This is a genomic window from Chamaesiphon sp. OTE_75_metabat_556 (genome assembly GCF_031378165.1).
Lineage (GTDB): Bacteria > Cyanobacteriota > Cyanobacteriia > Cyanobacteriales > Chamaesiphonaceae > Chamaesiphon.
The window spans coordinates 1-16,155 of the sequence record NZ_JANNDR010000223.1; the positions used below are offsets into that span (position 1 = coordinate 1).

A 16,155-nucleotide genomic window follows, 5' to 3' on the forward strand; every position below is an offset into this window, starting at 1 on the left:
CCCAACGGTTTAGCGCATCAAGACAACCCCCAGATCCGGGTTCTGCCCCCACCAAGAAAAACGCAGCCCACAAGTATATGCCGCCTACCGATTGGCTTTTCACAGGCATTTAGCGACGATCATTAACCAGAACTAACGTTAAATAACAATCGATCGTCCTAAAGATGCCGCTACTGCCGTGAGTAAATCCCGCGATTGTGACTCACTCACGGCTGGCACAGATCGACTGTCCGGTAGCTAATCCAAAGCTATTAAGATCTCAATTTCGGATCAGAACTAGCAATCCGTTAGCGGGAATAACTACTTGCATACTCCCATCACGAGCAAAAATATTGCCCCCGGAATTACCGATCGCATCGCCGCCATAAATACTCGCATCGCTATTAAATATTTCTTGCCACCGAGCCGTATTTAGGCGTGGCGATACAATCGTGTAGCCAGTACTAAAAGCAGTATTATTGAGACTGCCGATAATTAATAACTCTTCGGATTCATGCCACCGTCTGAACGCAATAATTCGATTGGCATTGTGAACGTAATCCACCGAAATATTGGGCGATCGCAATCCCTGATGATTCAGGCGCAAGCGAATTAGATCTTGATAAAATCGGAACAAGCGTTGACCTTCGCCTTGTCGCTCGCCCCACAAATCTTCGCGATTGTTCATAAAATCGCCGTAGCGGTATGGTTTCTGTGCCCCGATCTCTTCTCCCATCATAAACATCGGGGTACCAGCAGACAGGATATTCATGCCAAAGGCAAACCGAGCGCGCGCCTCACCATAGCGACGAGTTGCACCGATTAATGGTGCGCCATTGACAGCCGCCACAATCGTACGTCGCGATTCCATCCGATTGCCGTTTAATTGAGCCGATGAGTTACCCGCCTCGTCGTGAGATTCGTGGTAGACAACTTTCTGTGCCCCAGAATTTGCCAATGCCCCGGCAAACAGATCCATCGCCAGCGGTTCGTTGCCACCCAATCCCGCCGTCGGAATTAATTTGGCATATTGAGTTCCAGTCTGAGTATCCCCGATCAGATGGTGATAGAAATCCGCATACCAAGTGCGATCGAATCCCAAACCACCAACCGCAGGAGATTGGGTGACTCGCTCCCAATTAGAATGGTCTTCAGCCATGAGCATAATATCTGGATTGACTAGCTTCAACGTGCTGGTCAATTCTCTGAGAAATTTAGCCCCAAAAGCATTAACGTTGCCTAACGGTCTACCATCAGCATGGAGCACATTATAGAGGTGCATCGCGGTAGTTTGATCCACGCGGAAACCATCGACATGAAACTCTTCCATCAGCATCACGGCACTGCTAATAAACATTTTGCGGACTATTTCAGCGTGGAAACGCGGCGAATATCCGGTAGACATATTATCGACATAGCCGCCATCGGCTTGGGGATAATTACTAGAGCTACCTTCGTACCAATAGTAGATATTTCGATCGGGCAGCTCGGAATCATACGCCCATTCTGCTCGCCCGGAATTGGGGGAATAGTGGTTGTAAACGACATCCATAATCACGGCAATCCCCTGCCGGTGACAAGCACGGATCAAGTGTTTCAGTTGGTCTCTCCCGCCCGCACTATATTCCAAGGCAAAGTAGTGGGAAGTTTCGTAGCCCCAATTTACTTCGCCGCCAAATTCAGACATCGGTAAAAGTTCGATCGCATTGACGCCTAAGTCTACTAAATAAGGCACTAGCGCGATCGCATCTTCAAAATTCCCCGGTCGATCTCGACCGTAGCCCAAAGCACCGACGTGTAATTCATAAATGACCAAATCTTCGACCCGTCGAGGTAAAGGTAGATTGGCATTAAACTCATTTTGCCAAAATTCGGCTGCGGAGATAAATACTGGCGATGGCGAGATTTCGGCAGCAATTTCCCTGGTGACTGTTTCGGGATCGACTACTACCGAACAGCTCACTAAACCGTCTAATTCTGGATAAGTGCCAGCATAATGTGTCCCAGGCGCGGGACGAATTTGACCTTTGCCAATCTGACAACGAGAGTAAAGATCGGTTTTATAAGCGACGTTGCCATCATCTTTGGTGACTCTAAACATATATGGCAATCGCCCATAAGCCGTAAAATCAGCTAGTGCTGTCTCAGCATTGGTTTGCCACACCCCATCTGGTTGTCTCGACATCGCCACCGGGGGGCGAGTACGATCGATGCCCGTACCATCGTCCGCAATGTAGCCGCTGGAGTTGTTGCCAAACACAACTTCGACATTGCGAGCATTTGGTGCCCAGACACTAAACTGGACTCCAGGGTGATTGCTACCGTTCGAGTAATACTTCTGCGCGCCCAATCGGCGATTATGAGTGAGGTAATATGTGACTAATTGAGGCTGGTTGCCTAAATTTTGTAAAATAAAGCGGCGATCGCGTTCTACTAAATTATTGTTATTTGATTCAGTGACGATCCCCCAGAGATTGTTACCCGCTGGCGCGTCCAATCTCACACCCCACTGAAATTCTCGATCGATTTGTGGATCGTCGAAAGTGACTGTGGCTCGAAAGGCCGGACAACCATCTTCAGCCACGATCGACTGCATCGGCACGGTTGTCCAAGTTGGCGAGGAGCGACCATTTGCATCCCAACTTCCGGTCAACCGGACGTTACTAAAAATCGATCTTTGTAACCCAGTTAAATAAGTAAATTGAACTATAGCCATGACAACATCCTGTTTAATTAAACGGTATTAGCCTTTTCTTTCGCTATCGAGCATCGCCATTTGGCCGGCATCATAGCGATCTCCAGCCACTGCACTTGGCGGTATGGCGGCTTCAATCCGGCGGAGATCTGCTGGATTGAGATCGACGTTTAACGCCCCCAAGGCTTCACTCAAGCGATCGCGTCGGCGCGCGCCAACTAAAGGAATAATGTCGGTTCCCTGTGCTAAAATCCAGGCGATCGCGACTTGAGCTACTGTTGCGGCTTTTTCGGTAGCAACTGCCCGCAGTGACTCGACTAGAGCCAGATTGCTCTCTAAATTGGCTCCAGTGAACCGGGGTAAATGCGCTCGGAAGTCGCGAGCTGATTCAGAACGCTGTTGAGACCAATGACCGCTCAATAAACCTCGCGATAGAACTCCATAGGCCGTAATTGCGATGCCTAGCTCGCGAGCTGTCGGCAATATTTCGGCTTCAATGCCACGACTGAGCAGCGAGTATTCGATCTGGAGCCAACTAATCGGATGAATTGCACTGGCACGGCGTAGCGTTGCTGGACTGGCCTCAGACAGCCCAATCTGCTTCACGTAGCCAGCTTCCACCATTTCTGCTATTGCCCCAATCGTGTCTTCGATCGGTACTGCGGGGTCTAAACGGGCTGGTTGGTAGAGATCGATATAATCGGTGCCTAGGCGTTTGAGCGTATAACTGAGGGAATTTTTGACCGCTGCCGGGCGACAATCAATCCCCCCAAAACCACCATTAGGCGATCGCATGACGCCGAATTTGACAGCGATGAACGTATCTTCCCGCTTGCGTCCCTTGAGGGCGTCCCGCAGCAGCAGTTCATTGTGACCAGAACCATAGAAGTCGCCCGTATCGAGTAACGTAATTCCGGCATCGAGAGCAGCATGGATGGTAGAGATGCTTTCGGCTTCATCAGTAGGACCGTAGAAGTCGGACATCCCCATTAAACCTAAGCCAATGGCGGAGACGGAAGAACCATTTTGACCAATAGTGCGAGTTTGCATGATTTTTAATTTTTATTCCAAAAAAGTGGATTGTAGCAATTAAATATCGGCAGGTAGTCCGAGTTGACCAAAAAAGTCTAGGCGATCGAAATAAAGATGATATTCAACAATTAATCCATTCTCAAACTGCCAAAAGTCAGCGGCAGAAATATCAATCGCCCTTCCCGTAGGGAGCGCATCACCGCTAGGTAAAGCTAACGAACCAGTCATTGTGCCCGTTGCGTGTAACTCAAAAGCCAGAGTTGCAGAAGATTCGACTGCCATACCGCGAATTTCGTGAGTGAAGTCGGGCATGGCTCGAAAATGCATCAACATCCACTCTCGATAGGCTTCCCCGCCGACAAACGACCCGATGGGGGTGTGAATATTGGCTACAGGAGAAATCGCCGCAGCGACTTTGTCTAAATCGTGAGCATTGAGGGCGGTGAAAAAATCGCTAGCTAAATTTAATAAAGACATGAAAATATCCTCAATTTAATCTCAAAAGTCCAACACCAGAGTTCATATCTCTTGCAATTTCAATTTGCCATTGGATGTTTTTGGAGAAAGGCTAAAGCCGCTTGTCCGACTGCTACAGGATTCATGCTTTGCATCCCGTGAGTTGCATTCATAATTCCGCAGCGTTCGGCTTGGGGGAGCCAGTTCATTAGAAACTCTTGAGTTTCTCGAAAACCTGGCATCGCGGCTTCGCTATCTAATCCCATCACTGCCAAGATTGGCATCGTTGGTTTGTGGGCTACTAACTTATCTGCTTGGGACATTTTAAATCCCCAATTGGAAATTGCTGGAAAATCGATAGTAAAAGCGATATTGGCATCCACAGAGACTCGGTGCCAGACATCGAGGGGATTTGTCAGATCCACAGCACTGAGGAAACTGCCGCCGCAGACATCCACCATATAGCGTTGCGCGGCACCCAATCGATCGCCTGTTTGAAATAGTTCCATTGCCCGATTAAAGGCTGTAATATTAGCCTCAACTCCGGCGGGAGCCTCTCTTGGCAAATACGGCTCTAATAGAATGGCTGAATGCACTAAATCAGGATCGGAAATTAAAAACTCAAAGCCGATCACCCCACCAAATGAGAAAGCCAGCAGATGAGTTTTCTGAATTCCTAGATGCGCTAGCAATTGTTTAACATGCTCGGCACTTTCTTGAATACTCAAACTATCCTTCTCTAGGGTGCTGCCATTGTATCCAGCCCTGTAGTAGCTAATAAATTGGTATTTTTCCAGTAGGGGCGGATAGAACTGTAGGGGCGTAATCAAGCTATCGGCAATGTTCGTCCCATGAATACACAGCACGGGTTCGCCACTTCCCAATACGGTGTATTTAAGTTCGGCATTGTTAACTTTTGCGGTTTGGTTGTGCTCGATTGCCCAATCTCGACCGATATACATAAATCACCTCTTGTAAAAACTTAAAATGCCACATTGACTGATGGGATCGCGGCAATCAGTTGAGCGATAATATCTAGACTGAGAGTGTTTTTCCCTTTTAAATCCTCACAAATCGGGATTTTCAGAGCTTGGATCTCAGCAAAATTCTTCATCCCCAATCCCTAATCGATCAACCCGTCAATACCTGTTGTAAGATCTCGTCCATTGCCTGCTTGTCTGGCGGGGTTAAAGCAAAGGTGGTTAAGTGACCGCCTTTGCTAGTCACTTGTCGATATTGGGCATTGGGAATCCGCTGTGCATCTCGCTGACACTCTTCGGGCGGGAACATCATATCGCCATTAAAAGCGATGACGAACATTTTAGCTTTGATTTGCTGTAGGGCTGCATCTAAGTCCCCACCAGCACTGGGATCTGCGGCACGAGTCTTGCGTGACTGAGTGACCAGATCGTTCGGATCTTGCGGTAGCATAAATGCTTCCCAAAAGCGGGCGATAAAGTCATTACGAGAAGAAAACCCGATCGATCGCCAGACCTCTTCACCCTCGCGATAGAATCCCAACGGTGGTAATGTCAGTGCCATAATGTGACCTTGACGGCGCAATCCGGCTTGCAGATCGCGGGGATCGTTGTAAAAACCGTTATTCCACGCTGGATCGGCGGTAAGTGGTTCTTCGATCGCCGTTTGCAGCCACAAGGTAGTCCACGGAGAAGGTTTAGGCGCGCCAGCAATGGAGGCTGCTCGTTTCACCATCCCCGGAAAACGCACCGCCCATTCATATGTTTGTAATGCGCCTACAGACCAACCCAAAACTAGGTGTAGTTGTTCGATCCCAAACACTTCTGTTACTAACCGATGCTGGGCAATGACATCATCGGCAATGGTAGTTTGGGGGAAGGCTCCACGATCGAATGGAGGTGCGGTATTACTAGGGGAAGATGAGACCCCAGCACCAAATAGCCCAGGTAAAACGATCAAGTATTTACTGGGATCTAACGGGCGACCCTCTTCAATAAAGATCTCTAGGGCTGCTGGTGCTCCGCCTAAGAAGTGCGGAAAGACGATCGCATTATCTTTGGCAGCATTTAAGGTGCCATACGTTTTATAGGAAAGTTTGGCTTGGGGTAGAGTGATTCCACTAGTTAGCTGGAAGTCTCCTAACTCAAAGATTTGGGTGGCGATTGGTTCGGGCATATGACCTCAAGTTAATTTGGTGTGATCGGCGGGGAAAATTGGGAATTTGGAGCAAGATTCGGATTAGAGTGTTAGGACTGATTACCAATCTTGTTTAATTAAATCCGCAGCTTTTTCAGCGATCGCCACAATAGTTGTATGGGGATTGGCAGCGGGAATAGCCGGCATAATCGAAGCATCAGCTACCCGCAAACCGGCTACGCCGTAGACTTTCAGATCGGAATCTACCACGGCCATCTTGTCAATCCCCATTTTGCAAGATCCGACATAGTGATAGTAAGAACCAGTATTATTAATCACCCAATTCCGGAGATCCGCTGCAGTTTTGACATCAGCACCTGGGTTAATTTCAACTAAGCCCAGCTTGGCAAATGCTTGAGTTTGATAGATGTCTCTGGCGATCTGCACCATTTGCACCATCCGATCGAGATCTACCTGTTCCCCACAGTAGTTAGCATTAATCAACGGATTGGCGGTCGGATCGCTACTAGCCAACCGCACCCAGCCGCGAGACAGGGGGCGGACTAACCCTGGGAGTGCCAAGATAATTCGCGGATCGACTAATTGGCTAACTGGAGGGATTGGTTCGTTAGTTTGCAATCTTCTGACTACATTCTCAAAAAATGCTTCCCCGTAGGGCGCACGATGAACCAGGCAAATTTCTAGATCGGGAACTAGCATGGCTGCTGCCGATTTCCAAAATAAGGCAACTTCGGTCATATTGCCTTGGGGATCTGCGCCTGGTTGAGACATCATCCCCATCGGCCCGATGGCTAAGGGATGATCGTGAAAGTTTTCGCCCACCCCAGGTAGATTGACGATCGTCGGGATGTTGAATTGTTGGAGGTGCTCTGAATTCCCAATCCCAGACAACATTAATAGTTTGGGCGACTGAATCGCGCCAGCACAAACGATGACTTCCTGGCTGCAACGAGCCGTTTTTACGACGCCATCTTGCTGATATTCGACCCCGACACAATGATTGTTTGCGATTAATAGTTTGGTAGTCAAAGATTTAGAACTTAAAGTGACATTAGGACGAGCTAAAGCTGGTTCCAAATAAGCAGTTCTCACTCCAGAACGCTTGCCATCTTTAATGTCTACATGATGCCAACCCACTCCAGCAGCTTCGGCATTAAAATCTTTGACACGAGGATATCCCAGTTCGACACAAGCATCGATAAAAGTTTGTGAAGTTGGGTTGCCTAAATTTTGAGCATCGACAACATTAATTGGGCCATCTTTACCCGCCGTAGGATTAGTGTCATCTTGTTGATGTTCTAGCTTCTGGAAATAGGGCAGTAATTCGGCAAAAGACCAACCAGTACAACCGTTAGCAGACCAATCGTCAAGATCGGCGGGTTTGGCTCTAGTATGAATCATGTGATAGACATTAGAAGTACCACCGCTCGCTTTGCCAGCAGCCGAATAGATTTGTCTATTACCAAGACCGGGCTGGGGGACGCTCATATACGCCCAATCGATTTCGGTCAGCAATAGCTCATTCCAGCGATAGGGAGTCTGGATCGATTCCCAGTTTTGGGTGTCACCAGCCTCCAAAATCAAGATTTTGGCAGTCGCTAGTTCGCTTAAACGGCAGGCAATCGTTGCACCGGCGGTTCCCGAACCGACAATAATAAAATCAAAAGTTTCGCTCATAAATTGTGTCTCTTCCAGTTGGGTTGTCACTAACACGCAGCCATAATCAGATCGGCGGCTTTTTCGGCGATCGCCATGGTGGGAGCATTTGTATTACCACTAGTAATTGTGGGCATGATCGAAGCATCAGCCACTCGCAATCCAGCAACTCCCCGCACTTGCAACTGTGCATTAACTACGGCATCGCGATCGCGCCCCATCTTGCAAGTACCCACTGGATGCCATACAGTTGAAGCTACTTGCCGAATATACGCGCTTAAGTCGGCTTTGCTGGTGAGCTGAACCCCAGGGGCTAATTCCTCGCCCCGAAATTTATCAAAAGCACTGGTATTCACCAATTCCCTCGATAACTCGATCCCTCGCACTAAAACTTCAACATCTTTGACAGATGCTAAATAATTAGGTTGAATTACAGCTAAATCTTGGGGGTTATTCGATCGCAACGTCACAGTTCCCCGACTTTCCGGTTGCACTAAAATTGGCGCAAATGTAAAACCAGGGCCATCCACTTGATATTGGGCTGCTAAGAACTGGACTGGACCAAAAAAGAATTGCAAATCTGGGGAATTAAGCTGACGATCTAGATCGTTGCTGCTGTAAGTAAACAAGCCAGCTTCAGAGAGAAGATTGGGTGTAGGCTGATCTGTTTGACAGCGATATCCAACTCCAAACAGCAAATGATCTTGCAAGTTTTTGCCAACTCCGGGCACATCGGCGACGACGGCAATGCCCTGCTGTTGTAACTGTTCGGCACCGCCAATCCCCGAGAGCATCAACAGCTTGGGAGAGGCAAAAGCACCGCAACAGACGATGACTTCAGTGTCAGCACCAACGCAGTTAATTTTGCCAGCTTGGAGATATTCTAAACCGATGACTCGTTCTTGCTCGACTACAAGTTTAGTTGCATGAGCATTAGTAGCTACAGTCAAGTTGGGGTGTGCTAGGATCGGGTTGAGAAAAGCCACCGCCGCACTGCAACGGTGATTATCTTCAGTCCGGGTCGATTGATAGAAAAACGCGCCATTTTCTTGTTGTTCGCCGTTGCAATCCCAGAAATCGCCACCGTAGCCCAGTTCCATGGCCGCAGCGATGAAAGCCGCAGACACGGGAGCGGGATCGCGGTAGTTAATGACGTGTAAAAGACCGCCTGCTCCCCGATAGGCAGAGGCTCCACCTTCATAGTCTTCCGACTTTTGGAAATAGGGCAACAGATCTTGATAACTCCAGCCTTGATTGCCTAGAGATTGCCAGCGATCGTAGTCTCGACGATTACCCCGCACATACATCATGGCATTAATTGAACTACCACCACCTAACACCTTGCCTTGAGAGATCGGGATCGTCCGATCGGCTAAACCTGCTTGTGTTTCTGTGACATAGTTCCAATCAACTGCCGAACCCCACAGGGAAGTCATCGACGGCAGATCTGTATTGTGAATCGCGGGATGACGATCTCGATCGCCAGCTTCTACTAACAAAACTCGACAATCAAGATTTTTAATTAATCGGTAGGCAATCACACAACCAGCCGCACCAGCACCAACAATGATGTAATCAAAGGTACTTTCAAAGTTCATATAGTTACTGTATGAATAATCAACACAAAGTGCTCAGATCGAATTATTAAAAAACAGTCATGGTTGCTTGATAAAGTCTTCAATTTCTGCTACTGAAAAGCAATCAACAACATTAGTCGCGATGAATTCCAGGTAATAATTTCCCCACATAGCTTCCCAAAGACTAAAGTTCAAATTAAAACTTTCTCCTAACTTTTTAGCCAGTGATATTTCTAAATCCCAAACAGTATTATCAAATTCCTGCTCGGTGAACTTGTAGCCTAACTGCTGTGCATCAGTTAATACCTCATGCTTGGGCAATATTTTGAGTTGATGCCGCAATTCAGATGCTGTTGCTAACTTTTGCAAAAAATTAATTACTTCCACTTTTGCCATGAAATCTACTATCCTCGAAGTGATTGATTGACTTCTCAAATTAGGGTATATAAGTTTGGCTTAACTTTTTTTCTAAAGGAGATTCGCCAGAACTATGCTAAAGAGCTAAGAAGCTGCTCTAATTCCGACTGAGAGAAGCTTTTGAATAATTCTTCAACCGCATACTTCAACCGAGATTTACCCCACATTCGTCGCCATAAGCTACTAGAAGCTGCAATTTCTTCCCCCATTTTCTCTACGATCAGCTTGGTTTCCATACTGCCAATAACAGCACTTAACTCACGACTACTAAAGCGATAACCTAAAGTATTAGCATGTAATAGCAGTTCAGCTAAACTTCTCAACTCAAATTGTTCTAGCAAGGCAACATCATGATCGCAAGCCTTGAAAAAATCGATAACATTTTGATAAGACATAATCTAAGTTAATTTAATTAATTATCTAATCTAGCGAAAGTCTGGCCCAATAATCCATGTTTCAGTAGTTACCATTTGATGGATATATTTGGTTTCAAATAGATGCTCGAACTGTGGGAGAACGAAATTTTGATACTCTGGTGACTTCAAAGCTGTTTCTAGCGATGCTAAATCGTCAAACCAAAGCTGGGAAACACAATCAAGTATCGATTCGCCGATCGCATAAAAACCATCGCGAACGTGACATTGTAGATAGCGGCGTAAACCAGGAAGTTTGATGACTTTGACTGCCATATCTGCTAACATCAACTCTCTAAATTTCTCCAATGGCATGCCGGATTTGCGTTTCACCAGCACCAACAACTTGACCATTTTTGAATCTCGCTGGGGTGGTTTTGCTTCCAGCAGTACGTGAGCGGTGGTATCTAGCCCGACAGTGCGCCAAAAAGCTGCCCAGTTAGGCTCATCTAAACGTGCTCCTGCGAGAAATTCTTTCGACTGAAGCGATGCAATTTGTGCTGTTTCATTTTCTAACCAAATTTCGGCAACACCACTAAAGAGTGGGTCTGCTGGCTCTACGCCAAATGGAATCCTCGAATCGATTAAATATCTTTTAATTTGAGGAATTTTGCTGGCGTAATGAACTGCATGAAAATTAATCCAATAGTTTTGAAAATCCGCCTCACTCATACCAGGTCTGGGATGAGCAAATATTAATTGGTGAATCATAAATCAATTCCTGAAATTGGGAATTAGGGATTGGGAGTTGGGACATGGCATCAGCCCATAATCTCGATCCCTAACGGGACTGAAGATTGCGATATATTTCTCGATTAACTGCGTCGATTGAATCCGAGATTGATTCGATCCAACTACTGACCGCACTTAACCCCGATCGCTTCTGGACGAACATCTGCTGCTAAAACGGCATCGATCAGAAATGGTCCGTTGTGAGCTAATGCAGTGCGGATGGCTGGGGCGATTTCTTCGGGCTTTTCGATCCGAATTGCGGCCACCCCCATCGCGCGAGCCATTTCGTCAAAGCGAATCTCTGGCTCAGAGAGATCGAAACTGAGCGGGAAATCGTGAGTTTCTAGCTGTTGCTGTTGCCAATAAGCCTGAATATTCAACTGTAATAATCGGTAGGAACGGTTATTGCAGATGATAAATTTGGCATCGACCTGATGACGCGCCGCCGACCACAGCGCCTGGATCGTATACATCGCACCGCCATCGCCAGTAATGCCAATGACCGTTTTATCTGGATGGGCTAATTTGGCACCAATTGCCCCGGGAATGCCCACTCCTAAAGAACCACCACGAGTCAGGAAGTAATGCTCCGGTTGGGTTGGCAGTAAATAGCGCGTCAGTTGTGGAGAGCAAGTTAAAGCTTCATCAAAGACAATGGCATCTGTGGGTAATTGGGCTACTAATTCTTCGGCAATTCGCGAAAAATGCAGCGGAATTGCCTCCCTGACGGCAAGATCGCCTGCTAGTTGACTGTCGCGATGCTGTTGTTTCGCTTGGCCGATTTGAGCGGTTCTCTGGTGAGCCAGTTGTTGTTGGTCTGGTGTCATCATGGTCTTGAGCAGACTCCCTAACTTAGCTAAAGTCAGTTTGGGATCGCTAGCAAAACCTAAATCTACAGGGTGATTTTTGGCAATCTCGTAAGCATTAAGATCGATGTGAATCGTTTTAGCATCGTTAGCAAAGATCTCCCCTAATTCGGGAAATACCTCCGGCAACATATATGTGCCGCAAATTAAATTGACATCACCTTTAGTAGTAATCGATCGACTGCTAGAGCCAAACATATGCCCCGTCATCCCTTGATAGAGTGGATGGCGATAGCTCATATTTAACTCGCCACTATCGGCTTCCCACACCTCTGCACCTAAAAGTTCGGCAACAGCAGTTAATTCATTTTGGGCAGCAGCATAAGCAATGCCATCGCCGACAAAAATCATCGGTTTTTGAGCTGCAGCTAAAATTGCTGCCACACTGTTGAGCGAGTCTTCATCGGGAATGGTGCTCGTAGACGGAAACGAGGTCGGTCTGACTGCCCCAACCATGGGAGCGTCCAAAATATCCATTGGCAAACAAACATACACTGGCCCCATCGGTGGTGTTGCCGCAATTTTGATCGCCCGCCGCAGGATTCGTAACAGTGAAGATGGCTCCATCACCATCGTTGACCATTTGGTGACTGGCTCGGCCATCGCGACCAAATCTCCGGCCATTTGTGCGTCCATTGCTTGATACTTAATCCCGGCATCCCCACCAATGACGATTAAGGGCGAATGACCGCGTTTGGCTTGATAAAGGGCACCAATCGCATTTCCCAAACCAGGCGTGCTATGAATTTGGACTAAAGCTGGTTTTTTCGTAGCCCGAGCATAGCCATCTGCTGCCATGACTGCCACTGATTCTTGCAGTGTCAGAATGTACTTGAGATCGGGGTATTGAGATAATGCATCCAGAAAGCCTTCTTCTGAGGTGCCAGGATTGCCGAACATATAGTGAATGCCATCTGCCAAAAACTGTTCTAGAATGGCAAAATTTCCAGTTTTAATAGTCATAAAGCTACTACTGTATATTTTTACCAACCGTAACGTTTGAGACCTTTTTCCAAGACTTCCACTAACTTTTCACCCGTGGCATAGGCGTCTGGGGTCGAGCGTCCGGTAATGAACGGATAATCGACAATCACCGAGATCTCATGACCGACATTGCCGTGAAATTGGCCGGCGGCACCTGTGGCGTCGCGGAGGATATATTCCAAAGGATAGGGTGGCGGTCCCATATTCAGGTCGGTACCCATGAATCCGGTCCCATCCAAATAGTCGTATTCTTTGCAATGACCTGTGACGTGCTTGCCCGCAATGATGCTGTGGCGATCGTCGAGATTGCGCGCAAAGGCCAGACAGGCGACGCCGTAGCATTCGGCGGCAATCGGCTTGTTCATCCGCTGGAAGCTCAAGATCGCATCATGAACTCGATGGTTATTGGCTAAATCGATAATCGGGCCGCTACCGCCGACGATTAAGATGGCATCATATTGTTGGAGTTGTCGGTCTAGCTCGGCCAGTTTGCGATAATATGCTTCCATCTCTCTCAAGAAAGTGGGTGAACTCCAGTAGGGTCGATCTGGAAACCACTCGCGCAGACTTTTGGGATGCTGCAAGCGGGGATTGTTGGGATCATCTAGTTTCTGGACTTTGGCGGCCATTTCGGCGGAAACCACCGGACGACCTAACGGTGGATCGACAAAGGTTGCGTCCATACTGGGGGTCAGCGCGACCGGTCGTTTCCCCGTGGGGGTGGCAAAGTCCACCTGATATCCCGCCGCATCAAAGGTTTCTAAGGGGCCGACTAATTCTTCGCCCCAGTAGCCCCATTCTGAGAGCATAATTAAAATACTTTTACTCATCACATCTAGCTCCTCTACAGTGGCTAAGTTGGTAAATATTTGAGCTTGTCTGCGTCCTGTTGGCGTTCTACCTGTTTGGAGGACAGCAACGGCAAACCTTGAGCTTGAAGGGTAATTTGGCGGGCAACTGCATCAATAAACGCATGGACATCGTGTCCCGCCCGTCCTGTGACCAGATCCCCATCAATGACAATATTGCGGGGATCGTTTGGTGCCGAATCCAGCGGTGGCGGCAGATAAATCGCCCCTGCATTGGTAATATCGGCCAATACCACCTCATGACAGATCACTCGGCGATCTGTGAGCAACTCTGGCATGGGGGTGAGAATCCACAATCCGTGACAGAGAAAGCCTTTGATCATCTGGGGATTTGCCATTGCTTCAGCAAAAAATTGGACGGCTGGCGCAGTGCGGGTTTGGGCTGGACTAATCGGCTGTCCTTTGGGCGGTTCAAAATAGCGCAGGCGGACGCTAGTATAATTGGCCGACATGATCACGGCAGCATAATCATGTAGATTGATGTTTTGGAAGTCAATGCTGACATCCAAATATTCCAAACTTTTCCCAACTTCATCAACATCACTGACAAAGCGAGCACTCGGTTGATTCCACAACCGCGACATCAGATCGACCGTCGCGCCCAATTCGGGAAAACGCTGTTGATAAGCCGCGATTTCGGCCGGAATATATTCGCTTTCCACCAAAACGGCAATTTTTTTGCCTGATAGCATATCGCTGGACATCTTTTGGCTCCTACCCTTTTTTGGGCGTAAACTCAACCACAATTTCCGCTTCTGAGCCGAGTTGAAATTCTTTTTCGCTCAATTCTAATCGGAAATTATCGTTATCGAGGCTAGATCGATCGCTCCCATCGACACTGACTTTAGTAACTTCCAGATCGCCTGGTTTGAAGAAATCGGGTAAAACATTAATCGATCGCTGTCGGCAGTTAAGATTAGGCTTAAAGTACAGGCAAAATGGTTTTTTAGTCACGTAAGTGCTGATGTAAATGTGAGCTAAATAATTTAGCTCGAAGGCATGGTATCCAGAGATAGAATGGGTACCTTTATTACCATAATTACCTTCGATAATCGGCATCCCACTTTCAGTAACTCGGAAATAAATACCTTTATTTTCTTGATCTAAAAAGAACAAATTCCAAAAGACAGACATTTCTCGCGCTAAGTCTAGGTATTCTTGTTTTTGATCTTTACCTTCGTTAGTACAACCGTGTAAAATCAAGTAAGCCAATAGGGCTTGTTCTTGTTGCCAAAAATCCTTGGTATTTCCCCAGGGAAACTCAATAAACATTTCGTTGTTGGCACTTCTTTCGACCGCATCAAAAATCCCCCCGCGAAATAGATCTAGTCCGATTTTAGACATATCCATGCCCAATCGATCGGCTAGTTTCATCAATTTTTCGGCTAAGTCTGTCTCTTCTTGAGCTGTCGATCGATCTTCAGGGCGAATTTTAGCTGCTGCTGAATAGTAATAGTTAGCGACGCGGGTCAAATTCCACGCGATCTTATAGTTGTGCCCCACCACTGCTCGATTTTGCTGCCACCGCCAATCATGGTCTGGTGTCCAATCTCGGAAAAACTTTTCATTGACAAACGGAATATTTGAGTCAGGATCTGGGAATTTCTCCAGGATTATTTTGCTGGTGGTACGAAGAATTTTCTTGCAAATTTCAGTGAATTCTAATAGTTCTTCATAGCCATGATCGGTTAATGGCAAAGGCTCGATCGCGATCAACAAATTAACTAGATAAGCCGGAATATGATCGCCAATTGAATTCCAATTCTTTCTAGCTTTGTTGTGCCCCAAAGCATCACTATCCCAACTCATGCTGACATAATCTAAGTGCGAAAAATAATCACCATAGGCTGCTTTGCCATATTCTGATTGTGGATCGACAAAGAAGTCATTAAAACTGCGAATAGTACGTTTAATATCATCTAGGACTTCCCAATCTAAGGTGATGCGATAGTACTGAGTTAACCCAGCTAAGGCATAAATTTGTTCGTAGAGGGGGATGGTATCTTTGTCATCTTCGTTCAGGGAACAGACATACAATTGATAACTGTACAAAGTCTTGCGTTTGCCAAAAGCCCAAAAACAATGTTTGCCATCGTCACTCAAACTGCGGAACGTCTCGCGCTGATATTGAACCCCCGCCCGCGCAGCCGATAGATAGCTCTCGCAGCCAGTCAGCAAATAAGCAGACGATAACCCATAGATCAATCTTGACAGTGTGGCGCACTCCTGAATATTGTCATCGGTGGGCAAGCCGCTGATGTTTAAATTGGTGCGATACAGGGCAAAATCATCGATTTCATAGGTTTTCTTGTTGGGAAACAGAAAACCTAGCCAAGTATCGGC

At 47.1% G+C, this 16,155-nt stretch carries 15 protein-coding genes; all 15 read right to left on the bottom strand.

Annotation, left to right across the window (positions count from 1 at the left end):
- Window positions 1-259: 259 nt before the first annotated feature.
- Complete coding sequence (locus tag RMO27_RS09130; protein ID WP_309731574.1) at window positions 260-2,695, bottom strand: alpha-amylase family glycosyl hydrolase; 2,436 nt, start codon at window positions 2,693-2,695, stop codon at window positions 260-262.
- Between the two features lie 27 nt (window positions 2,696-2,722).
- Window positions 2,723-3,724: an aldo/keto reductase gene (locus RMO27_RS09135; RefSeq protein WP_309731576.1), complete on the bottom strand. Its 1,002-nt coding sequence runs from the start codon at window positions 3,722-3,724 to the stop codon at window positions 2,723-2,725.
- Window positions 3,725-3,763: 39 nt separating this feature from the next.
- Complete coding sequence (locus RMO27_RS09140) at window positions 3,764-4,183, bottom strand: nuclear transport factor 2 family protein (RefSeq protein WP_309731578.1); 420 nt, start codon at window positions 4,181-4,183, stop codon at window positions 3,764-3,766.
- A gap of 59 nt (window positions 4,184-4,242) precedes the next feature.
- On the bottom strand, window positions 4,243-5,124 hold the full coding sequence (locus RMO27_RS09145) for an alpha/beta hydrolase (protein ID WP_309731579.1): 882 nt from the start codon (window positions 5,122-5,124) through the stop codon (window positions 4,243-4,245).
- 20 nt (window positions 5,125-5,144) lie between these two features.
- Window positions 5,145-5,276, bottom strand: coding sequence for a hypothetical protein (locus RMO27_RS09150; RefSeq protein WP_309731582.1), 132 nt, complete (start codon window positions 5,274-5,276; stop codon window positions 5,145-5,147).
- 17 nt (window positions 5,277-5,293) lie between these two features.
- Entirely contained in the window at window positions 5,294-6,316 is a 1,023-nt protein-coding gene (locus RMO27_RS09155) for an alpha/beta fold hydrolase (protein ID WP_309731584.1), read from the bottom strand.
- A gap of 81 nt (window positions 6,317-6,397) precedes the next feature.
- Window positions 6,398-7,975 (bottom strand): GMC family oxidoreductase N-terminal domain-containing protein, encoded by a 1,578-nt coding sequence (locus RMO27_RS09160; protein WP_309731586.1) that lies wholly within the window; start codon window positions 7,973-7,975, stop codon window positions 6,398-6,400.
- Window positions 7,976-8,004: 29 nt separating this feature from the next.
- Window positions 8,005-9,552, bottom strand: a complete 1,548-nt coding sequence (locus tag RMO27_RS09165; protein WP_309731589.1) for a GMC family oxidoreductase N-terminal domain-containing protein — start codon at window positions 9,550-9,552, stop codon at window positions 8,005-8,007.
- Window positions 9,553-9,609: 57 nt separating this feature from the next.
- Window positions 9,610-9,927 carry a Nif11-like leader peptide family natural product precursor gene (locus RMO27_RS09170; RefSeq protein ID WP_309731590.1) on the bottom strand — a complete coding sequence of 106 codons (318 nt, stop codon included), beginning with the start codon at window positions 9,925-9,927 and terminating at the stop codon, window positions 9,610-9,612.
- A gap of 92 nt (window positions 9,928-10,019) precedes the next feature.
- Window positions 10,020-10,343, bottom strand: a complete 324-nt coding sequence (locus RMO27_RS09175) for a hypothetical protein (RefSeq protein ID WP_309731592.1) — start codon at window positions 10,341-10,343, stop codon at window positions 10,020-10,022.
- Window positions 10,344-10,373: 30 nt separating this feature from the next.
- Window positions 10,374-11,072, bottom strand: coding sequence for an EthD domain-containing protein (locus RMO27_RS09180; RefSeq protein WP_309731594.1), 699 nt, complete (start codon window positions 11,070-11,072; stop codon window positions 10,374-10,376).
- A 143-nt stretch (window positions 11,073-11,215) separates the two neighbouring features.
- Window positions 11,216-12,922 (bottom strand): thiamine pyrophosphate-binding protein, encoded by a 1,707-nt coding sequence (locus RMO27_RS09185; protein ID WP_309731596.1) that lies wholly within the window; start codon window positions 12,920-12,922, stop codon window positions 11,216-11,218.
- Window positions 12,923-12,942: 20 nt separating this feature from the next.
- Window positions 12,943-13,773, bottom strand: a complete 831-nt coding sequence (locus RMO27_RS09190) for a type 1 glutamine amidotransferase domain-containing protein (protein ID WP_309731598.1) — start codon at window positions 13,771-13,773, stop codon at window positions 12,943-12,945.
- A gap of 23 nt (window positions 13,774-13,796) precedes the next feature.
- Window positions 13,797-14,516: a DJ-1/PfpI family protein gene (locus RMO27_RS09195; RefSeq protein WP_309731600.1), complete on the bottom strand. Its 720-nt coding sequence runs from the start codon at window positions 14,514-14,516 to the stop codon at window positions 13,797-13,799.
- Window positions 14,517-14,526: 10 nt separating this feature from the next.
- On the bottom strand, window positions 14,527-16,155 hold a 1,629-nt coding region (locus tag RMO27_RS09200; RefSeq protein ID WP_309731602.1), incomplete at its 5' end, for a hypothetical protein.